Source organism: Caballeronia mineralivorans PML1(12) (genome assembly GCF_001028175.1).
Taxonomy (GTDB): Bacteria; Pseudomonadota; Gammaproteobacteria; order Burkholderiales; family Burkholderiaceae; genus Caballeronia; species Caballeronia mineralivorans.
The window spans coordinates 1-18,899 of record NZ_AEJF01000214.1; the positions used below are offsets into that span (position 1 = coordinate 1).

At 56.0% G+C, this 18,899-nt stretch carries 19 protein-coding genes and 3 pseudogenes; 16 read left to right on the forward strand and 6 right to left on the reverse strand.

Annotated elements, in window-relative coordinates; all coding sequences use genetic code 11:
• The first annotated feature begins 90 nt into the window (after positions 1 to 90).
• Both EOS_RS35460 and EOS_RS35465 read left to right on the forward strand, forming a co-directional pair.
• Complete coding sequence (locus tag EOS_RS35460; protein ID WP_047896888.1) at positions 91 to 1,035, forward strand: tyrosine-type recombinase/integrase; 945 nt, start codon at positions 91 to 93, stop codon at positions 1,033 to 1,035.
• Positions 1,028 to 2,008: a tyrosine-type recombinase/integrase gene (locus EOS_RS35465; protein WP_047896889.1), complete on the forward strand. Its 981-nt coding sequence runs from the start codon at positions 1,028 to 1,030 to the stop codon at positions 2,006 to 2,008. The genes EOS_RS35460 and EOS_RS35465 overlap by 8 nt, the downstream gene beginning before the upstream one ends.
• Positions 2,009 to 2,104: 96 nt before the next feature.
• Here the strand turns inward: EOS_RS35465 and EOS_RS35470 are convergent.
• Positions 2,105 to 2,314: pseudogene (locus tag EOS_RS35470) on the reverse strand (transposase); the annotation flags it as partial.
• Positions 2,315 to 2,478: 164 nt separating this feature from the next.
• On the opposite strand from EOS_RS35470, the gene EOS_RS35475 reads away from it, so the two are divergent.
• Genes EOS_RS35475 through EOS_RS35485 form a run of 3 tightly spaced genes read left to right on the forward strand, consistent with a single transcriptional unit; the run spans position 2,479 to position 5,596 of the window.
• The gene (locus tag EOS_RS35475) at positions 2,479 to 3,687 is read left to right on the forward strand and encodes a tyrosine-type recombinase/integrase (RefSeq protein WP_047896891.1); all 1,209 of its coding nucleotides are present in this window, start codon (positions 2,479 to 2,481) and stop codon (positions 3,685 to 3,687) included.
• Complete coding sequence (locus EOS_RS35480) at positions 3,684 to 4,610, forward strand: tyrosine-type recombinase/integrase (RefSeq protein WP_047896892.1); 927 nt, start codon at positions 3,684 to 3,686, stop codon at positions 4,608 to 4,610. The genes EOS_RS35475 and EOS_RS35480 overlap by 4 nt, the downstream gene beginning before the upstream one ends.
• The gene (locus EOS_RS35485; protein ID WP_047896893.1) at positions 4,607 to 5,596 is read left to right on the forward strand and encodes a tyrosine-type recombinase/integrase; all 990 of its coding nucleotides are present in this window, start codon (positions 4,607 to 4,609) and stop codon (positions 5,594 to 5,596) included. Before EOS_RS35480 ends, EOS_RS35485 begins: the two co-directional genes overlap by 4 nt.
• A gap of 81 nt (positions 5,597 to 5,677) precedes the next feature.
• Here EOS_RS35485 and EOS_RS35490 read toward each other — a convergent pair.
• Positions 5,678 to 6,472 (reverse strand): annotated as a pseudogene (locus EOS_RS35490) (IS256 family transposase); the annotation flags it as partial.
• Positions 6,473 to 7,505: 1,033 nt separating this feature from the next.
• On the opposite strand from EOS_RS35490, the gene EOS_RS35495 reads away from it, so the two are divergent.
• Both EOS_RS35495 and EOS_RS35500 read left to right on the forward strand, forming a co-directional pair.
• The gene (locus EOS_RS35495; protein WP_047896894.1) at positions 7,506 to 7,967 is read left to right on the forward strand and encodes a helix-turn-helix domain-containing protein; all 462 of its coding nucleotides are present in this window, start codon (positions 7,506 to 7,508) and stop codon (positions 7,965 to 7,967) included.
• Positions 7,964 to 8,512: an IS630 family transposase gene (locus EOS_RS35500; protein ID WP_075645449.1), complete on the forward strand. Its 549-nt coding sequence runs from the start codon at positions 7,964 to 7,966 to the stop codon at positions 8,510 to 8,512. Before EOS_RS35495 ends, EOS_RS35500 begins: the two co-directional genes overlap by 4 nt.
• Positions 8,513 to 8,587: 75 nt before the next feature.
• On the opposite strand, the gene EOS_RS46645 is transcribed toward EOS_RS35500, so the two are convergent.
• From EOS_RS46645 to EOS_RS35510, 3 genes are all read right to left on the reverse strand, one after another.
• Positions 8,588 to 9,004 (reverse strand): hypothetical protein, encoded by a 417-nt coding sequence (locus EOS_RS46645; protein WP_152693230.1) that lies wholly within the window; start codon positions 9,002 to 9,004, stop codon positions 8,588 to 8,590.
• A gap of 189 nt (positions 9,005 to 9,193) precedes the next feature.
• Positions 9,194 to 9,640, reverse strand: a complete 447-nt coding sequence (locus EOS_RS35505; RefSeq protein WP_152693231.1) for a hypothetical protein — start codon at positions 9,638 to 9,640, stop codon at positions 9,194 to 9,196.
• Positions 9,641 to 9,773: 133 nt separating this feature from the next.
• The gene (locus tag EOS_RS35510) at positions 9,774 to 10,490 is read right to left on the reverse strand and encodes a hypothetical protein (RefSeq protein WP_152693232.1); all 717 of its coding nucleotides are present in this window, start codon (positions 10,488 to 10,490) and stop codon (positions 9,774 to 9,776) included.
• Between the two features lie 1,214 nt (positions 10,491 to 11,704).
• Here EOS_RS35510 and EOS_RS35520 point away from each other — a divergent pair.
• The 3 genes and pseudogenes from EOS_RS35520 to EOS_RS49420 form a co-directional block, all read left to right on the forward strand.
• Positions 11,705 to 11,986: a hypothetical protein gene (locus EOS_RS35520; RefSeq protein ID WP_047896898.1), complete on the forward strand. Its 282-nt coding sequence runs from the start codon at positions 11,705 to 11,707 to the stop codon at positions 11,984 to 11,986.
• A 660-nt stretch (positions 11,987 to 12,646) separates the two neighbouring features.
• Entirely contained in the window at positions 12,647 to 14,584 is a 1,938-nt protein-coding gene (locus tag EOS_RS35525; RefSeq protein WP_047896899.1) for a hypothetical protein, read from the forward strand.
• 207 nt (positions 14,585 to 14,791) lie between these two features.
• Positions 14,792 to 14,869 (forward strand): annotated as a pseudogene (locus EOS_RS49420) (IS6 family transposase); the annotation flags it as partial.
• A gap of 73 nt (positions 14,870 to 14,942) precedes the next feature.
• Here EOS_RS49420 and EOS_RS43790 read toward each other — a convergent pair.
• Entirely contained in the window at positions 14,943 to 15,623 is a 681-nt protein-coding gene (locus tag EOS_RS43790; RefSeq protein ID WP_053064145.1) for a leucine-rich repeat domain-containing protein, read from the reverse strand.
• 183 nt (positions 15,624 to 15,806) lie between these two features.
• Here EOS_RS43790 and EOS_RS35535 point away from each other — a divergent pair, with 183 nt between their 5' ends.
• The 6 genes from EOS_RS35535 (at position 15,807) to sctJ (ending at position 18,899) form a co-directional block, all read left to right on the forward strand.
• The gene (locus tag EOS_RS35535) at positions 15,807 to 16,406 is read left to right on the forward strand and encodes a type III secretion system chaperone (RefSeq protein WP_082163636.1); all 600 of its coding nucleotides are present in this window, start codon (positions 15,807 to 15,809) and stop codon (positions 16,404 to 16,406) included.
• Between the two features lie 165 nt (positions 16,407 to 16,571).
• A complete protein-coding gene (locus EOS_RS46655) occupies positions 16,572 to 17,300 on the forward strand; it encodes a helix-turn-helix transcriptional regulator (protein ID WP_047896901.1) in 729 nt (242 codons plus the stop codon).
• On the forward strand, positions 17,297 to 17,518 hold the full coding sequence (gene sctF, locus EOS_RS35545) for a type III secretion system needle filament subunit SctF (protein ID WP_047896902.1): 222 nt from the start codon (positions 17,297 to 17,299) through the stop codon (positions 17,516 to 17,518). The genes EOS_RS46655 and sctF overlap by 4 nt, the downstream gene beginning before the upstream one ends.
• Positions 17,515 to 17,802, forward strand: a complete 288-nt coding sequence (locus EOS_RS35550; protein WP_047896903.1) for an EscG/YscG/SsaH family type III secretion system needle protein co-chaperone — start codon at positions 17,515 to 17,517, stop codon at positions 17,800 to 17,802. The genes sctF and EOS_RS35550 overlap by 4 nt, the downstream gene beginning before the upstream one ends.
• Positions 17,803 to 17,829: 27 nt before the next feature.
• Complete coding sequence (gene sctI, locus EOS_RS35555) at positions 17,830 to 18,171, forward strand: type III secretion system inner rod subunit SctI (protein ID WP_047896904.1); 342 nt, start codon at positions 17,830 to 17,832, stop codon at positions 18,169 to 18,171.
• Complete coding sequence (sctJ, locus tag EOS_RS35560) at positions 18,168 to 18,899, forward strand: type III secretion system inner membrane ring lipoprotein SctJ (RefSeq protein ID WP_047896905.1); 732 nt, start codon at positions 18,168 to 18,170, stop codon at positions 18,897 to 18,899. The genes sctI and sctJ overlap by 4 nt, the downstream gene beginning before the upstream one ends.

The window sequence follows — 18,899 nt, forward strand, 5'->3', positions numbered from 1 at the left end:
ACACCGCAGCACTGCCGTCACCCGTATTTATGCGAAGGTCGATCTGCCAGGCTTGCGCGAGGTAGCAGCCTTTGATCTGGGAGAACTGTCATGAGACTCCACGATCTGGCCGAGGCCTATATCGACTATGAGCACGCGTTGGGTTTGCGCTTTCGCTCGGACGCCAAGGAGCTCCGATCCTATTGTCGCGCGATGGGGGACATCGCTACCGAAGAGGTAAAGCCTGAGGCTGTTCTCGCATTTATCGCCGGGCGTGGACCGGTAACCGCCCGGTGGGTGCAAAAATATCGAATCCTCGGGCGCTTCTATCGGTATGCAATCGGGCGCGGTTTCGTTTCGACGTCCCCGCTGCCGAACCAGATTCCGAAGCTTCCGCCCCCGTTGATCCCGTACATCTATTCCGTCGACGAGCTACAGCGCTTGCTCACAGCCACCAACAGCTTGCAGACGCCCCAGTCGCCGCTGCAACCGGCGACCATGTATACCTTGCTCCTGCTTCTCTACGGTACGGGGATGCGGATCGGGGAGGCGCTTTCGCTCACGATACAGGATGCTGATTTGCAGAGTCGCGTGTTGACAGTCAGGAATGCAAAATTCTTTAAGATGCGACTGGTTCCGGTTGGCCCCAGACTAGGACTCGCTTTGGATGACTACGTTTTGCGCCGCCGTCGACTCCCTTTGCCAGCGGGCGAAGCCTCAACTTTCTTTGCTACGCACAGGGGTCATCGTCTGCAATATACGTGGATCGGCCAGCAATTTCGCCGCGTACGGAAGGCCGCGAACATTAGCCGCGAAAGCTCCGCACGTTACCAGCCACGCATCCACGACATTCGACATACGGCAGCGGTTCATCGGATTATTGCGTGGTATCGAGCCGGCGCTGACGTGCAACGGTTACTGCCGCAATTGGCGACCTACCTCGGGCACGTTGACATTGGGTCCACGCAGCAGTACCTCAGCATCACAGCGGAATTGCTGCATGAGGCCAGTCTGCGCTTCGAGCGCTATGCTCAACCGGAGGTGCGCCATGCGTGACCAAACCATGATCGGCCCTTGGGTCCGTCGTTTTCTGCTGGAGTACCTTATCACTGACCGCAATCTGGCTCGTAATACGCAGATCAGTTATCGCGATACGCTCGTCCTCTTGCTTCCATACTTGAACAAAGTCAGCAAGACGCCGGTGGATCGCCTGACGATTGACGACCTCTCGCCATCGCTGGTGCGTTCCTTCCTCGAGTATCTGGAGAAGGAACGGGGCTGCAGCGGCGTCACTCGCAACCTGCGTCTCGCGGCGATTCACTCGCTCGCCAGATTCATCGGTATGCATAGCCCGGAGCATGTGGCCTGGTGCTCCACGATACGCGCAGTACCGTTCAAGAAGACGGCGTACCTGGACAAGCCTGAAATCGATGCTCTACTCAAGACACCTGACCTGCGTACGCCACTGGGGACGCGCGACTACGCTTTGTTGATATTCCTCTACAACACAGGAGCGCGAGTCGACGAGGCTGTCCACTTGACCGTGAGCGATATAACCTGGGGCGGCACTCCCGCAGTCCGCCTGATGGGCAAGGGCAACAAGACGCGCTGGTGTCCTATTTGGACACGTACTGCTGAAGTTCTAAAACCGCTCGTCACCGGACGTGTTGCTCAAGACTTCGTCTTCCTTAACCGACTCGGCCACCCGCTAACGCGTTTCGGCATCTATAGTCTCGTCCGCCGCGCCGTTGCACAAGCGAGTCAGACCTTGCCATCGCTCACGCAGAAGCTGGTCGGTCCGCATTGCATTCGACATTCGTGCGCCGTCCATCTGCTCCGTTCCGGCGTGGACATCAATACCATTCGCGCCTGGCTCGGACATGTCTCCCTTGACACCACACACATTTACGCTGAGGTTGATCTAGAAATGAAAGCACACGCCCTTGCACACTGCGATTTCCCTGACGTAGTGTCAACCAAACCCTGGCATACCGATCAGGGACTCATTGCGTTCCTGAAAGCGCTCTGACGGTTACCCGGCAAGAACTATGTTGCCGCCCTTCGGGCAGTAACGGCCTTCTTCCGGGCTTCTGCATGGTCGCGGCAACATAAATTCAGCCAACACATAGTCGTAGAACGCGAGCAAGCTTTCACGATCCTTCTTCAGCGTGTCCGCCGCCTTCGGATACTTGGCAGCGTGGATCGTCACGAACCGGTCGAACGCGGCGTACGCGTCGGCGCGTGTTGCTGCCATCCAGATTGACTGCAGATCTGCCTTGGCGCGGCCCTGTTGAGCCTTCGGAAGTGCATTGAGCACGTTGCCCATCTTGTGAAACTTAGGCCGATATCGGCCTAAGTTTCATTATGCCGACCTCCGGATTACGCCGGTGTGCAGCCGCAATGCTGCGGTGCTGGCGGTGAACGCGGCGTAGGCATCGGCATAATCCCGGTCATATGAGCGATGCTTCCTTTTCCACAACTGGGAGAAGGAGAGAACTCATGTCAGATCCATCTCGCGTCCGTATCACCGGACCGCTCGCCGCGTTTGCAGATGGCTTCGCCGCGGAGTTGAGCAAACAAGGTTACCGGCCCAACGCCGCTGCGAATCAACTTCAGCTTCTTGCGCATTTGAGCCGGTGGCTCGCTTCCAGGCGACAAGACGCAACGACGCTCACCGTTTCGCTCCTGGACGAATTCCTGAATGCACGGCGCGCGCAGGGCTACACGTTGTGGCTGTCACCCAAAGCACTGGCGCCGCTGGTCAGCTACCTCAGTAATGTTGGGATCGCGGTTGCCCGCGCGCAGGTGGTGTTAAGTCCCAGCGAATCAATGCTGGAGCGCTATCGCAAATACCTCCTCGATGTGCGCGGGCTTGTCGAGACCAGCGCTCGCGGATATGTCGACGTGGCTCGTGCTTTTGCCGCGACCAGAGTCGTCGATGGTGAACTCGATTGGAAGTGCTTGCGACCGGAGCACCTGATCCAATTCGTGCTCTCTGCTAGCCGCGGTCGCTCAACCGGCACAGCGAAGGTAACAGTCACGGCACTGCGCTCTTTGCTCATCTACTTGCATATCGAAGGGTTTATCGCGCAGCCGCTTGACACAGCAGTTCCGTCGGTCGCCGGCTGGCGCCTAGCGGGGCTGCCATGCGCACTGGAGAGACGCGACGTGCAACGCTTGCTGGCGGCTTGCGATCGGCGCACCCATCACGGACAACGCGATTTCGCTATGCTGATGCTGCTCGCGCGTCTGGGCTTGCGTGCCGGAGAGGTGCGTATGCTCAAACTTGACGACATCGATTGGCGCGCGGGTGAACTCGTGGTGAGAGGTAAAGGTCAGTGCATCGAACGCCTTCCTTTGCCTGCGGATGTAGGCCAGGCATTGGCGTCGTATCTGCGACGTGGCCGCCCCGAAACCGCACAAGGCCGTACTGTGTTCGTGCGTACACGCGCTCCTCACCGTGCGCTCTCATCCGCGGGTGTCGCAGAAGCGGTGGCCGCCGCGGCTTCACGCGCGGACCTCCCTCGCATGAGCGCACATCAACTGCGTCACACACTTGCAACCCAGATGGTTCGCTCGGGTGTTGCACTTCCCGAGGTCGCCCAGGTGTTGCGCCATCGGCGCCTGATGACCACGTCAATCTACGCGAAGGTCGACCGGGAGGGGTTGCGCCTGCTCGCACGTCCGTGGCCGGGAGGTGCGTCATGAGCGAATTACATTGTGCTCTGGCTGAGTATTTGAATTTGCGCCGCTCGCTGGGATACAAGCTTCGGCGGTCAGAGAAGTTGCTGCAGCAATTCATCGATTTCTTCCTGGCCACAGGAGCACCGGCAATCACCACGCAACACGCTTTAACGTGGGCGTGTCAACCGGAAGACGGCTGCAACAACTGGTGGGCCTATCGTCTGTCGGCAGTTCGTGGGTTCACTAACTATTTGCACGCCACCGATCCCACGGTCGAAGTGCCACCACCTGACTTATTGCCTTGGCGGCCGCACCGAGCCATCCCGTATCTGTATCGTGACGAAGAGATCATCGCGCTGATCAAAGCGGCCGGCGCGCTCAGTTCCCCGCTACGAGTAGCAACCTACCAGAGCTTGATCGGATTGCTTGCCGTGACCGGGATGCGAGTGGGTGAAGCGATCAACCTCGATCTGCATGATTTCGATGCGCGCAACGGCACACTGATCATCAGAAATGCGAAGTTCAATAAGATGCGAGAAATTCCCTTGCACCCAACAACGGTCGCATCGTTGAAGCGTTATCTCGCCCGCCGCAACCGAATGGCCAACGCCGAGGAAACCTCGGCACTGTTCATATCTCCGTCGGGCAGCCGGCTCCTGTACTGCAACGTTCAGTGGACCTTCCAGCGAGCGGTCCGCCAAGCAGGTCTCGTGTCGCGCACCACTCATTGTCGCCCGCGTATCCATGACATGCGTCATGCGTTCGCCGTTAATACGATGCTCGAGGCCTACCGGGATGGTTCGAACACGCAGCAACGCCTTACTCTGCTTTCAACTTATCTTGGGCACGTAAGTCCGGCATCGACCTATTGGTATCTGTCAGCAGCTCCGGAGCTACTCGCTAAGGCAGCCGAGCGTCTGGAGCATCTGCATGGAGAGCAAACATGACTGAACTTGCCATTACTCTGCAAGCATTCTTCACTGATCGGCTCATCCGGGAGCGTCACGCGAGCCCATGCACGGTTGCGGCGTATCGCGATACGTGGCGATTGTTGCTTGGTTTCTGCGCAAAGCGAACAGGCAAATCACCTTCGGCGCTTGATTTTACTGATTTCGACATTTCGCTTGTCTGCGCCTTCCTGGACCACCTCGAACGGGAGCGTAAAAACAGTGTGCGTACTCGGAACGCTCGGCTCGCCGCCATCCACTCACTGTTTCGCTACGCGGCGTTACGTCACCCCGAACACGCAGCCACCATCGCTCGGGTGCTGGCGATACTCCCCAAGCGCTTTGAGCGCGCGATCGTTACCTTCCTTACCGAAGTTGAGGTGCAAGCGTTGCTTGCGGCACCTGATCGCACCTTATGGTCAGGACGACGTGACTACGCGATGCTACTGGTCGCGGTGCAAACCGGTTTGCGAATCTCAGAGATGATCGGCCTACTACGCACTGACGTTCACCTCGGCGCTGGCGCACATGTCGCCTGTCAGGGTAAGGGCCGAAAGGATCGCATCACACCCTTGACCGTCCCTGTGGTCAACGTGCTGCGCGTATGGCTTGCCGAGCGTGAAGCCAATCCAGCTGCGCGGTTGTTCCCAACGCGCACCGGTACACCTCTCAGCCGAGACGCGATTGAGCGCCGTATCACTCTCCATGCAGCTAAAGCATCCACTGCGTGTGCGACCTTGGCAAACAAGAACGTCACTTTCCATGTGCTTCGCCATACGGCTGCGATGCGGCTTCTGGAAGCAGGAGTCGATCCCACGATAATCGCGCTATGGCTAGGCCATGAACATGTCGACACCACCACCATCTACCTTCATGCACATCTAGGCATCAAGGAGCAAGCTCTCGCCCGGGCCCGAATGCCGAACGCGAACCCGGGCCGGTATCGTCCCTCCGATCCACTTCTCACCTTCCTGGAATCGCTCTGATTATGCCAATGCCTACAGCGCGTTCACCGCCAGCACCGCCGCATTGCGGCTGCACTCCGGCATAATCAGGAGGTCGGCATAATGAAACCAGCAGCGTTGAGCGCGCGTCGTTGGAAACACTTCCTCCAATGCGGCCCAGAAGCCCATGGCGCCGTCACCGACTGCCAGCAATGGCCCCGCCTGCAAGCCACGCGCCTTCAGATCAAGCAGAAGCTCTTGCCACGAGGCTTTCGACTCCCGATATCCGTCGCCGATCGCCACACGTTCCTTCTTGCCTTCAGGCGTCACGCCAATGATTACCAAGAGGCACTGCCCGTCTGAATTCTCGCTGCGCAGACCGGTATGAATGCCGTCGACCCACCAATAAACATATCGTGACTTCGATAGCTCGCGCCGGCTCCAATTGGCATGTTCTTCGGCCCATTGCGCCTTCAGGCGGCTCACCACGTTCGCCGACAAGCCTTTGGCGTCCTCACCCAGCAGCACGCTCAGCGCTTCGCTCATGTCGCCTGTCGAGATGCCCTTCAAATACAACCAAGGCAACGCCGCACTCACGCGGGGCGACTTCCTCACATAGGGCGGCACAATCGATGAATTGAACTTCACGCCTGATCCTGAACGATCTCGAACCTTGGGGACCTTCACCGCGACCGGTCCGGCCGCTGTCAACACTTCGCGTTCCGGCAAATAACCGTTGCGCACCACGGCGCGCTGCCCGTGCAGTGTCTTGACGTTCTCGAACCGCTCCAGCAGCGACAACAACTCCGCTTCGATTGCCTGCTCAATCACCTGCCGAGCTCCGTGCCGAACCAATTCGTCCAACCCCAGACCGACTCCCGATAGTCCAACGACTTCTTTTTCTGTAAACTTACTCATGGTGGATGGTTTGTTGTTTGCTAGTTTCCGACTTCGACAATCAGATTCTCAGCTAAAACCTCCACCGCCTTCAATCTCCCGCGCCCAACTTCCCCCGTACACCAGAATCGAGCTTATCTCCATATGGATGAGCGCCACATTCTGCATATGTGGATAAGCATATACTGCGCATTAAAAGGTGCATGCACGGTTCTGAGGGAGCCGCTGTGCAGTAATGCACGGCGGCTACCCGACTAAGTCATACTGACTTAGAATGTTCCGATGTTGTTATCCCCTCATTGCTTCGCGAAAATAATAAGAACCAGCTACCCACATCACGAACCCTTTCAGGGCTATGATGCGGCTCTCTATGTTGACACCCACTGCAAACGCGATCCCACCCCCTAACATCCCTAGTAGACCCAAAGCGGCCTTGGCCCTGTTTTCTCTTGAAATCGAATAAGTGTTCCCGCGATGGGTAAACGTTCCTGTTGACTGGTTGTTTTGATTTGTTGGAGGTGAGACGCCAGTATTCGGACGGGTGGAATTTACTGATAGGGAGGCAGTCATATCTCTCATTAATATTCCTTGATGGGTCAATGCTAAGGCACAAAATATTACGATAACCAATCTTCGATCTTGTGCGCACGAAGAACTTTATACGGGTTGGCCGGCGTGACTTTCGAAAAAAGACTCAAATATGGGTAATCGTACTGTTCACGCAAAATCCGACGGATCCGAGCGCCATTTCCTCGTCGGACGGGTCGAACGCATGTTGCAGATAAAGCAGGTCCACGATCAAACGCGGAGATGTCGCTGGTCGCCCGGCACAGGACACAAAGTGTCCAGCCGCTCCCAATCAATCTGTTCAAGTAGCGGCTGACGGAAGAAATCTTGCCCTGTCACACGTGGTTTCGGACCCGTCCGGGCCTCGTCGGAATTAGCTGGTTTCAAACGTTAGTTTGAATGCACCCTGCAATTCCGGTAAGTGTTCCGTGTAAACGGTTTTGAAGTTGGTGCGTTTGACTAAAAAGTCCAACACAAACGACGCCCGATGAAATGCATCATCAAGTTGAGCAAAGCAGAGAGGCATACCTTGCAAAAACTGTCGGTGAATCATCGACATCGAGACATGCGCACACGTGCCGCAGGACTCCTGCTGCTGGGTAACGGATTGAGTGCTCCCAAGGCCGCCGCCGGGCTGGATGTCAGCGCGCAGTCGATCTACAACTGGTCCCGCCTGTGGGAGGAGCAGGGCTTGTGTGGTCTGCTGTCGGGCCATGGCGGCGGTCGTCCTCGTGCGTTGTCCGAAGCCATGCTCGCCACGGCGATGGAGGTTGCGCGTACGGAGTCCATGACGCTCGGACAAATCGCGAAACGCATCGAAGCCGTGCATGGCGAACCGATGCCATGCACGCTGGAAACCTTGTCGGTCGCCCTTCGGCGGGAAGGCTTCTCCTTTAAGCGCAACCGTTTCTCGCTCAAAAAAAGCGCAACCAGGAAGACTTTGAGATGAAATCAGCCACCCTGGAAAAACTGCAATGTGCCGCTCGCGCCGACGCAGTACGCCTAGTCTATTTCGACGAAGCGGGCTTTGCCGCGTCGCCTCCGGTTCAAAGAGCGTGGTCACCGCGCGGCCTGCCTCATCGTGTCGAACCACGCTTGCATTGCAGGCGCTCGGTGCTCGGCGCCCTCGACTTCGGAGCCAACGCATTGACTCACCATGTCACGAGCTCGTCTATCAAAGGCGGCACCGTCATTGAGTTCCTTGAGCAGATCGCCCTGCAGGGCGATGAACGTCCGAGCGTGGTGGTACTCGACAACGCTTCGATCCATCATGCCATTGATCCTGAAGTGCATGAGCGCTGGCTACGCGAGCATCGCATGCAACTGTTCTATCTGCCGCCATACAGTCCCGAACTCAATCTGATCGAAATCGTCTGGAAGCAGGCCAAATACCATTGGCGTAACTTCGTCACCTGGACGAAGGAAACCATCGATGACGAAGTTCGCAACCTGCTCGGCGCATACGGCACCAAATTTCAAATCAATTTCGCTTGAACACTTAATGCGGTTTTGCCCTTAAAAACCTGTCAATAAAGGTGTTGACGATTGTTTAGGGTTACTATTAACCCATTATAATGGCATGGGAACATAACCATGCTGCGGGGTAATAAAGTTTCCGACTTTAAAGATTTCAAGCTGTGCATATAATTTTCCCGTGTCGCGAATCCCGGTGTTCAGGGAGTTGATTCCGCGTGCAACTTCCACAAAATGAGTTTTAGCTATCCGGATTTTTTCAACCAGGTGCGGGAATTTGTACGGATCAATTAAAACATAAATATTATCGGACCGGCCGCGATTTAAACGAATGGATTCTTTATTTTCTTCACATTCTCTAATGACGTCTTCGAGTAATGTCACCGGCTTGTATTTCTCCGAGGCATGGGTAAGCGGACTTGCGCCGGCGAGAAGCAGTTTCCATGCAGGAAGAAAGGGATAGGTTGCATATAGCGTGAAAAAGTGCGGATGCACCGTCACTGAACAGGGCATAGTCACTGCTCCGATTGGATCCTATGGTCGGTCACGGCAGGCGTTCGTTACCAATCCGCTCCGCCTTGTTCGAAACGCAATACCACTTACGCCGGCGACTCATCGTCACTCATCGGCCCTCGGTACGTAGAAGCTGTGATATGCGCGGGGACGCGAACGTGCCGTCTCGCCGAAGAGTTCCCGCATCAATCACCAGTTCCGCTTGTATGCGGCCAGGCCAGAACGCTCGGCGGTATCATAAAAGCGCTTCGATGCATTCTCCTGCTCTTCTACCGGAAGCAGGGGAGGAATCATACTCAGGTTATGCAGCGCGCTTACCATCTCGGGACGAAGTTTTTTCGGAGCGGTGTTCAGAGTGTCCTTGGTGACACCCAGGAGCTTTTCAAATAGCTCAGATTTTTCTTCTCCTGTTGGTAGCCTTTTAATTTGAGCTGCGCTCACTGCGACCAGCGTTTCAATCATCTGGACATCTACCGCCTCATCCTTCCTGTGCTCGACGACTTCGTTGCTCGCGTACGCAGCGATCGTGTCAATTACCGCTGGAATCTCCCCGGGGAGCAGGCGGTAAAATCCTCGGCTCAACGCGAGCCACAAAAGCGCACGATCTTGCCCGGCCGTGCCACGCATCGTTTCCATCAGCGAGTCAAATCTAATTGATCGCGCGTTTCCCCCGCCATGTCAAGCGCAGCGCTCAAACGCCCAGCGTTCCTTCTCGTCACCAATCCGATGGAGACCACTTGCTAGCGCCGAGAGCAGGTTGACCTTGGCATCAACCCGCACCTTGGAAAACGTTATTGCGAGCATTACTAATTTCAAGCAACCCCTTGACTTCATCCAGTGCCTTGATCTCCGTTTGTTCGTCGGCTGGCCTGCTGAGTTCGAATCCTGCGGGAATTGCCACCCAGAATTCAGTATGGTTCAGTTGCACCCCTGCTTTCGTAATCTCTGATTCGAATGGCGTCATCGAGCGACGCTCGCCCGTTATCCTTGAAATTGCGCGAAGATACTCAGCCGGGATCTGGGTGCGCACGATGTCAGGATTTGTGCCGACACGAGCCGCCACAAACTGAACGAAAGCCTCGTGGTCCAGGCTGCCGTCGTTAGCAAATGTTCCTTCCATACCAGCCGTCAAAAGATAGATCACCGCCGCCACGTCCACCGAGGCGCTCGTGGCTACCGGGGGAAAAAGCACGCTTTTGTTCTCGCTCAGATGCTGCGCGATCAGTGTGAAAACGTCGTCATCGCATCTGTTGCGGATACCAAAAGCGGCCTTCATGGACTCGCTAACGCGATCCTCGGTACGTCGATCAGGTGCGTTACCAAGCTCGATCTTGGCGAACGCACATTTCAACATGGCCTCCGTGTCGTTAAACTTCATTCCTTGCAAGGCATTGACCTCCAGCGAACGCTCTCCTGTGTCGGGCTCACGCTGGACGCATCGGTACATGGATGCACCCTGATTCCGGGTATATGCTAGTGCTTTCATTTTCACCTCTGAGTGTTTGTTGATATCGGGTCACCATGCCCGCCTGCGCTTTTTGCGCGCACGGTTTCCACCTCTCCGGATATTCATGACGCGAGAGCATAGCGATCGCAGCGCCACGGTTCGTCACATGCTCCCGATTGTGGAGACAACCGGGGAGAAGGGGCGGAGGCACTAGTATTGGCACAGTGTCTATGGGTGTAGCTCGTTAGTCTTCCTGAAAAGTGAAATAACTTTTGGTAAATGGTATGGTTATGTTCGCAAGCCTCGATGGGTGGACGCATTGCTCTCTGGCGAAGCGGCAATCAGAAACCGGGGCTGCAGTATCGCGCGTCCCCGAAGGGGCGCCGGGTCCATATTATTAAATCAACAATGCGGTGCCATAGACAGAAGGAATGTCAGACGCGACAGAGTCGTGCGGTTCTGATTTGTCAGCTCCGTATCCGTCGCTCTCTCCATTTGAGTTAATGTCGCGTGCAGCTTGCTCCGAGTCCGGATCGAGTAATCGTAAAGCGGCCACGATGATAAGAGGTAGGCGAGCGCGACGTTGGATCGCTGCTCGCAAAGATCGTCGAATAGCGCTATGCACTGTTCGTCGATCAACGATGCGAAATCTTCTTTTGCCAGAAACACAATGGTCGCTCCAATATCTGGTAAAGCTGCGGCACGGCCGCTTACCTCGTCGACAGACTGGCGCCAGTTCGCATGCGCACAACGCCCACGCCGATACGATGAATGACATGCCTCCGCAGCGATGCATATGAGCATCGCGTTAAGTTTCGTCCTCCTGCCAACGCGTTTCTATCGAAATTTATACGCGACTATTGAATTGATTCATCAGAGTCATGCACTGGTATGCACAGCATTTCCAGACACCGGCTGCTCAGTCCTCTCCTGAATATGAAGATCTGTCCATGCGACAGAACGATCCGGGTAGCGGGGTGCGGTTCGGTTCCCGTGGATACAACCACCTTCGCGTCATCAGGCGCCAGGGCGTGTGTCGAAACAGGACAATCCGTGGCGATATTCGAAATGGTGTCTCAAAGAACTGGGATAACTTGCCGGATGTCATGCACATGACGCAGCGTTGCGACAAGCGGGCCATGTGCTGAAACGCCGACATGAGAAGGATAGGCGTATGTCCTTGTCCGATATTCTTGACTCGCGATTTTGTGCTCCCCTGAAGGGATGAGGATCGCTATAGCTGGGGGACCCCAATGGAAGCAGTCGAATTATTTCCCACCATTTTCTGGCTGTACCTGCTCTCGCTCGGAATGGCAATTTTTTCCCTGCTAGCGTGTTGCGCGTATGAAATATCCGCAATGCGCAAAATTTCGCAACAGCTTGATGACACCATGAATATTCAGAGGGCGGCGCAGGACTATGTGCCAGGTACATCGCATGCGGGCATCAAAACGGATGGCGTCTTCGTGCACCGAACATCGCGCCGCGCACATGGTATCGCCGAAGCGGCGGACGCTCCTGTTCGGGCCGGATAGCCGGCCGACTCTCCGAACGTAGCCCCAAAACAAAGGGCCTGCAGATGTAGGCCCTTTGCCTTTTATCAGCGCCAATATGGGCCAACGGACGATCTGCCACCATGCGTCGAACCGTTCGATCGATCGCCCATGCCAGTCATGCGTCGCGTCCGCGACGATCGCCAACGCGATGATCTCGCCAGTAAGCACCGTGTCGCTCGATAAGGATCGGTCACCCGAACTACGCTGTCACTTCCTTCGCCATACAGGCTGCCCCTGGATTGCACGAACTCAGGACCGACAAAGCATACATTTATCTAACATTAAAATTACTTTATGAAAGACTGGCACATTGAACCCAACGGATACTGTCCTTGGTACGCCGGTCTGCATCCCACCTCCACGATGTCGCCGCAATCGGGACACATATGACGATCAGCGGTTCGATTCCATTTCAGGGCGCCGAACCGCAACGGTCACGGGGATCAGGAGGGTCCGATTCCAGATGGACCTCCCGAGTGCAGCCGCCCTCCAGATGAACCCGAAGAAGTCCAGCGTGGCAATGGCGACGCTCTTCCGCGTGAGCATCAGGAGAGGCCAAAACCGTGCGTGTCCCCGAAGTCTCGTCAAACGCGCAGGGAGGAGCGGAGACCTGACATCAACAAACTTGCGGAGGAGCGAATGCTAGCACCACAATCATATGATCGGGATCACAGTGCATCGATGTATCGGACCACGTTGAGAGAGGCTTTCTCAGGGCGACGCTCACTGATCGATATCAGCCCTGAGCTATCGTTTCCTGACAAGAACACCGCACTGGAATGGGCCTTCGATCAGATTGACCAGCATAACGAACAAAATGCTTCGGTGGATAGTGTTCGCGAGTACATGAAGGCCTCTTTTGGCATCGAAAGCGAATGCGACAACGCGGATTTCAAACGGCTCGGGCTGGAGTTGAGCATGAACCGCCGCAAGCATTTTTTCCTCAAGAATGTCACGTGCAGCTCGGTGGATCTTGCTGCAAAAATCTATAGTCGGACGGTTGGCGCGGAAAGGGCCTTTCCTGGAGGTCGCCACCTGGACCAGGATGACTTCATCCACTTCGTGGCGCGGCGTCTGGATACGAGTCCTGACGTGGTGCGAGCCGCGATACGGGACAGGTATCTCCGTGCAATCTTGATGACAAAAGACGAGCGTCGCTCACACAAATCTGGATCAGAGATCACTGAAGTGAAGGTTCAGGTGAACGACGCTGAATTCTGGATGGAAATCAAGGCAGAATCCCGGCTCGACCATTTGCCCACGGAACTGGTGGCGTCTATCGTTGAATTTCTACCCTCGGTAAACGATCGTGCCCGGCTGGCTATGACGAACAGGGCGCTGAATGTAAGCGTATCCGAAGCGCTCAACGCTCAACGGCTGATTCGTGAGGCGGCAGGAATCAAATCCCAGCGTGATGTTGAGACATGGCTCCTTGGAGAACGTAAAGGCGAGTTTGAAGGTTTGCACGGCTCTGACAGGGCCAGACTACTTTCTGTAATGGCGGGCAGTCTCGGTCAGATCAAGAAGGTGGAGGAAAGGACGAATGTCTTCGTCCTGATCCTGAATTTCACGTTGTTTTCTCTTGGCCAGGCCCAGTGGGTGCGTCCGCTGGTCAGCCTTGCCGATGCGATCGGTGTGTTCGAGACCGAGAATCTTTTCAGGCCCTCGTTCAACAAAATGCTGGACATGACTGAGACTGCCAACGGGCTGTCCGAAGGGGCGCGTGTTGCCGTCTTTGCCGCGCTAACCAGTAGTCTGTGCCGGCTTACAACCAAAGGGAGATACCGAACGTTTGACAGGCTTCTCGCTGCCCTTGAGCGCAAGTGTCCGGGTGAGCGCGGTCCAATTTTCGCTTTAGCGCTGAGCCGTTTGCCCACCCTGCCTGGCTTCGCAGGAGGCCAACCCCACCTGGGAGATTTGGTAGGAGGGCTTCTTATCGCGATGATCAGGTTGCCTGGTGACGGCAGGCCCCCAGCCTTGCGTTTCGCTTCTCTATTCGAGTCCGGTGCAGGCGAAACAACACGCCCGACATTGGACACGCTGATAAAGGCAGCACATGACCCAGCCAGCGAGGATCGGCCTATTCTCTGGCTCGCTTTGAGCAGTGGATTTGATATTCTACCTTTCAGGGAGATCGAGCCGGCAATCAACAAAGTCATTGTGCACGTGAACAACGAAGTCGAGGAGTGCAAGGGGAGCGGGCGGATAGATATCCGCATGATCGACACTCTGCTTGCTGTGAGCGCGACTCAGATCCGGCGGCTGCCATCATCAGCAGACAGGTACCGACAATTTGTAAATCTCTGGGAGGCTGCCAAACACATTCTGTTAACAGTCGACCCATCACTCCGCTGGAAGATGTCCCGGTCGCTGCGTAACTTGCGCTTGACGCTTCCCCTTCTGCCGAGAGATTCGGAAGAAAGCAAAACCTTGCAAAGGAGGATAGCGTTGCGCTTTTATGATTTTACTGCGCATTGCAATTCCGGGTTCAATTGGGAAAGGTTGGAGCGATCACTCGCGGGAGGTGTCCCTTCGCTCGCTAGCTATGAACGCTTTGGCTCACAGCAGTCCCATTGACGCCAGCTAGTGTCACGCGTGTCGCGGTTGTCGCCAAGCCTCGTTGGCGGAAGCTCTTGTCCTGACGGTATTCCCGACGGGCGGTGAACTCGAGCTCATTGAAATTGCTGCCTACGGAATCAAACTCGATGGAGAGGCGAAAGTGTGTCGATGGCCGCCAAGATAACGCGATAAAGGGACGTAAATTGCTCTATTACGGTCATCGTTTTCCGGTTTCAGTTGAGTCCGCGTGACATTGAGGAATGGCTGTTCGAACGCGAGGTGACCATCAGCTACGAAACGGTGCTGATCTCGACGAGCGCGGCTCCGTCATGTGCGCAGAACCGTCGTCGTGAGCAAGCGCATTCAGAAAACCGCCCTAGCGGTTCTGGTGGAACGTCAGCCAGTCGACGAGGTGCTGGTTATCGACGTCCGACGCGATGTGGTCTTCGGAGCACAGGATGCGCGCCCCGCCATGGTTGCAGACGACGGCTTCCTTCAGAAATGCCGCCGGTATCTCGTTCGAACTCACGTCGACCAGGCATTGGTGGCCGAGCCTGTCAATGAATCCGGGAATTTCTTTCAGACGATTGAGCCGAAGATTGAGGTGCTCCAGTTGCGGCAACGCAGGCACGAAGTCAGACGTATCTTCGATCTGGTTACCTTGCAGATCGAGTACGCGTAGAGATCGGAGCGCGTTGACAATCTCGGGGATTTTCGGAAAGTTGCAAGCACACAGATTCAAGATGTGCAGGTCCCCAAGTTCTGCCATCGATCCCGGTAGCTTGTCCAGATCGTTGTCGCGAAGCACAAGCTCCCTAAGATGGGGAAGTTGCCCGAATACGTCGGGAAGCGACGAAAGTGCGTGGTCGGTCAGGTCTAGCGTATCCAGGCTTCGATAGCGCGCTTCCGTCAGGCGCAAGGCGGCGAGCTGCCAGCCTTTCTCGGCACGTTTGGGCGCTTTAAGCGCCCATCGGATAAGCGTGTCGTCGAACGACTGGTTCGACTGTCCGGTCGCGGCACCAGATCTGATATGGGGGATGCTGCCTGTCGGCGACATATTCAACCCTGCCCGTTACGTTAAAGCCGTGCGAAGGCGCGGCGCAATATATCGGCGTACTGTAGCAGGATGAGGTTTTGGGCCTATTGAAAATCTACAGCTCTTTCTGTTTATCTGCATCGTCCACTGTCATTGCCATCGAAGAGGCTTCCGGCGAAGGGGTGCTTGCCTGTGGCGCATCGAATGGCCGTACATGAAGCGGTTTACGCTAACTGCCGCACTTTTTTGAAAGTATCCGGCGGGGAATGTGCCAACAATCACGCAACAACCACTGAACTATATGAAAGAAGGGGTCTGCAACGGCGCATCGCCGTGCGTGCTCCTCAACTATCCAGGGAGAATGTTGGCATGAATGTGAGCAAGGGATTCAAAGATGCATTCGATCGCCTGATTGGCGAATTTGGGGCATCGATCGGCATTCCAGACCTTGAGTTTGACGAAGACGGGCTTTGCCACATCCGGATCGACGATAGCTATCCGATCACCTTTCGGCGCGATGACGAGCGGTATCGCTTATCGACAATCGGCCTGATCTCGGACTCGCTGCCGGCCTCCCTCGATAGCGATTTTGTTCACGACATTCTCGTCGCGAACATTGCCCCGCTACGCGAGGACGGTCCGGCGATCGGCGTGGAGCCGACATCGGGCACCGTGGTCCTCTATCGGAACGTCCCGCTGAGCAACCTCGACATGCATAGCTTTCAGCAAATGCTTGGAAATTTCATTGAATTGCAAAAATCATGGGTGGACCGGTTCCTGGAGCAGCCGTTTCGTGCGGTATGAAGGATTGCACCATTTTCGCTCAGTTTCCCTGAGTGATCCTTCGCGTGGAAACGCGTACGGCAGGTTGTTCGCCGGTTTTTTTCAGGTCATTACCTGATGGGTGGCGCCCGCCGTCGCTGACATCATTCATACCGTAGTCTTCAACTAACGGTTGAGGGGTCAGTGATGGGTGGTGTGCAACTCATTTTATTTCACCGGGCGGGTCGGGTCGACTGTGTCGACCTGTCGTATGCGGTGCCGGAAAGCAGTTTGGTCATCGCCGACGTGGATGCGATCCCGCGCCTGTCGACGGGCGGCGAAACTGCGGCATACGCATTCAATACCGGTGAGTTGCAGGTGCTCTATAGGGATTTGATCGACCTCCTCGCACAGCGCCGTGTGGCTCCGTTCTTTCGCGAACCGGTGAAGCAGCTTGGCGTTTCGACAGAGACGATTGAGGTGATCGCGCGCCTCGGTGGCATGAGTCGCATCGAGATGCTTCGCTTTGCTTATATGTACTGTCTTGGTGTCGAGCAGGACTACTTTTCGCGACTGCTGTACTACTTCGTCGACAGTAGCAGGGACTTCTTCGAGTTTGTGGAGAGCAACAGCATGAACTCGTGGCCAGTGTCCCAGTATGCAGATGAGCTGGGCATTTCGCTGCGCAAGTTGAACCTGCTTTTTTACGAAAAATGCGGGGTCTCCGCCAAGCACTGGCTTCTTGAGCGTCGTTTGCGAAAAGCGCGCGAGTTACTGTTGGGGTCAGTGATGAAGGTGACGGACATCGCGCAGGAGTGCGGGTTCAACAGCCACGCCCATTTCAGCGACAGTTTCAGGCGGCGCTATAACGACTGTCCGAGAGGGTTGCGGCAAAAGGGCAGTCAACTAGCCGACTCAATGGAGGATGGCACATGAGCACGAATCTCGAGCAGATATATTCCAACCTTGCCCAGCAGGTGACGGTTAATGGCGAGCAGATGTCGCAGTCGTTGCAGGGGGCGGACATGACAGATCCTGCCGCGATGCTCGAGTTCCAGAGGATGACAATGGGTTACCAGACAGCCATTGGTACGGAAAGCGCGATGATCAAGATGGTCAAGGATATGTTGTCCTCCATCATGCAGAAGATATGACACAGATCGATCGCGCGTCTCGTTGTCTGCTGATCCAGGCAGCTTTTGCGGCGGTGAATCACCGTCTGAAGCCGCAGATTGAAGCAATGATCGTCATTCTGCCGAGCCTGATCGATGACGAGCGGGATCGGGAGTTATGCCGTGCCGTGTTGCTGTACGGACTGGAGCGGAACATCGAGGCGCTTTCGCATATTGGTGAGCGGCAGGATCCGGAGGCGCGCGCGGTGCGCGTGCTGATCACGGGTGGCCACGCCGGTGATGTTGCGCATGTTGCAAACCCATGAATGCTTGATAGGTGAGGGAGAAGCGCTATGGACATTGATGCAATCCAGGCAATTGCGAAGCAGGCGACGCAGCAGGCTACTGACGCCGTGATGCCCCAGCAAGCTGATATCGACGCATTCACTGCGGCCATGAACAACAAGGGCGCCGACGGGCCGGAGCGCGCTTTGGGAAAGGCATCTGAGCAGGCTGTTGGCGAAGTGCAGAAGAATCTTGGCGATGCTGCCGCGCTGGCCGGAAAGCTGATGGATCCGGCATCGATGCTGATGGTGCAAAAAAGCATTGCCGGCGTGAGCGTTGCCGTGGAGTTGTCCGCAAAGGTTGCAGGTTCCGTGTCGCAGGCGATTAACAAACTGGTCACGATGCAATGAACCGTGGCAGGTTTAAGTGGGGGATAGTTGTTGTCGCGTTCCTGCTGGGCGGCTGCAAGATCGAGCTATACCGCGACCTTCCGGAAGGCGAAGCGAACCAGATGCTCGCGCTGTTGATGTTGAAACAGATATCCGCCGACAAGCAGACTGAGAAGGGCGGCAGCGTTACCCTGAGAGTCGAGAAGGACCAGTTCATCAATGCGGTCGAAGTGTTGCGGCAGAACGGCTTTCCAAGGAGCCGGCGCCTGGGGATAGGCGATCTGTTTCCGTCAAACCAGCTCGTGACGTCGCCGACCCAGGAGCGGGCGAAGATGGTCTATTTGAAGGAACAGCAACTCGAGACCATGCTGGCGTCGATAGACGGTGTGATCCTCGCCAACGTATCGATCGGACAGAGGATGGACGAGAATGGCAAGCCGGTTGCTGAACCGTCGGCCGCGGTACTTATCAAGTACTCCCCCGAGTTCAATCTTGCAAACAACGAGGTGCAGATCAAAAGCCTCGTGAGCGACAGCGTGCCGGATATCAAGCCTGAGGCAATCAGCGTCGTCATGCAGCCGGCGGCCTATCGCTACGTCGAAGTGCGTCCTGAAACTGCAAGCGCGCCTCCGCGGTGGCGCCGTTGGTTCGATGCGAACCAGAACGTCGCCGTGGCGGGTCTGGCATCCGTCGTTCTTGCGCTGCTGTCCGGCATCGGCGTCGTGGCGTGGTCAAGCCGGAGGCGTTGA

What these genes read in the sequence shown, in the direction of transcription:
- EOS_RS35460 (WP_047896888.1), top strand. Translation starts at nt 91, where the DNA reads ATGAGACTCCACGATCTGGCCGAGGCCTATATCGACTATGAGCACGCG.
- EOS_RS35465 (WP_047896889.1), top strand. Translation starts at nt 1,028, where the DNA reads ATGCGTGACCAAACCATGATCGGCCCTTGGGTCCGTCGTTTTCTGCTG.
- EOS_RS35475 (WP_047896891.1), top strand. Translation starts at nt 2,479, where the DNA reads ATGTCAGATCCATCTCGCGTCCGTATCACCGGACCGCTCGCCGCGTTT.
- EOS_RS35480 (WP_047896892.1), top strand. Translation starts at nt 3,684, where the DNA reads ATGAGCGAATTACATTGTGCTCTGGCTGAGTATTTGAATTTGCGCCGC.
- EOS_RS35485 (WP_047896893.1), top strand. Translation starts at nt 4,607, where the DNA reads ATGACTGAACTTGCCATTACTCTGCAAGCATTCTTCACTGATCGGCTC.
- EOS_RS35495 (WP_047896894.1), top strand. Translation starts at nt 7,506, where the DNA reads ATGAAATGCATCATCAAGTTGAGCAAAGCAGAGAGGCATACCTTGCAA.
- EOS_RS35500 (WP_075645449.1), top strand. Translation starts at nt 7,964, where the DNA reads ATGAAATCAGCCACCCTGGAAAAACTGCAATGTGCCGCTCGCGCCGAC.
- EOS_RS46645 (WP_152693230.1), bottom strand. Translation starts at nt 9,004, where the DNA reads ATGCCCTGTTCAGTGACGGTGCATCCGCACTTTTTCACGCTATATGCA.
- EOS_RS35505 (WP_152693231.1), bottom strand. Translation starts at nt 9,640, where the DNA reads ATGGAAACGATGCGTGGCACGGCCGGGCAAGATCGTGCGCTTTTGTGG.
- EOS_RS35510 (WP_152693232.1), bottom strand. Translation starts at nt 10,490, where the DNA reads ATGAAAGCACTAGCATATACCCGGAATCAGGGTGCATCCATGTACCGA.
- EOS_RS35520 (WP_047896898.1), top strand. Translation starts at nt 11,705, where the DNA reads ATGGAAGCAGTCGAATTATTTCCCACCATTTTCTGGCTGTACCTGCTC.
- EOS_RS35525 (WP_047896899.1), top strand. Translation starts at nt 12,647, where the DNA reads ATGCTAGCACCACAATCATATGATCGGGATCACAGTGCATCGATGTAT.
- EOS_RS43790 (WP_053064145.1), bottom strand. Translation starts at nt 15,623, where the DNA reads ATGTCGCCGACAGGCAGCATCCCCCATATCAGATCTGGTGCCGCGACC.
- EOS_RS35535 (WP_082163636.1), top strand. Translation starts at nt 15,807, where the DNA reads ATGGCCGTACATGAAGCGGTTTACGCTAACTGCCGCACTTTTTTGAAA.
- EOS_RS46655 (WP_047896901.1), top strand. Translation starts at nt 16,572, where the DNA reads ATGGGTGGTGTGCAACTCATTTTATTTCACCGGGCGGGTCGGGTCGAC.
- sctF (WP_047896902.1), top strand. Translation starts at nt 17,297, where the DNA reads ATGAGCACGAATCTCGAGCAGATATATTCCAACCTTGCCCAGCAGGTG.
- EOS_RS35550 (WP_047896903.1), top strand. Translation starts at nt 17,515, where the DNA reads ATGACACAGATCGATCGCGCGTCTCGTTGTCTGCTGATCCAGGCAGCT.
- sctI (WP_047896904.1), top strand. Translation starts at nt 17,830, where the DNA reads ATGGACATTGATGCAATCCAGGCAATTGCGAAGCAGGCGACGCAGCAG.
- sctJ (WP_047896905.1), top strand. Translation starts at nt 18,168, where the DNA reads ATGAACCGTGGCAGGTTTAAGTGGGGGATAGTTGTTGTCGCGTTCCTG.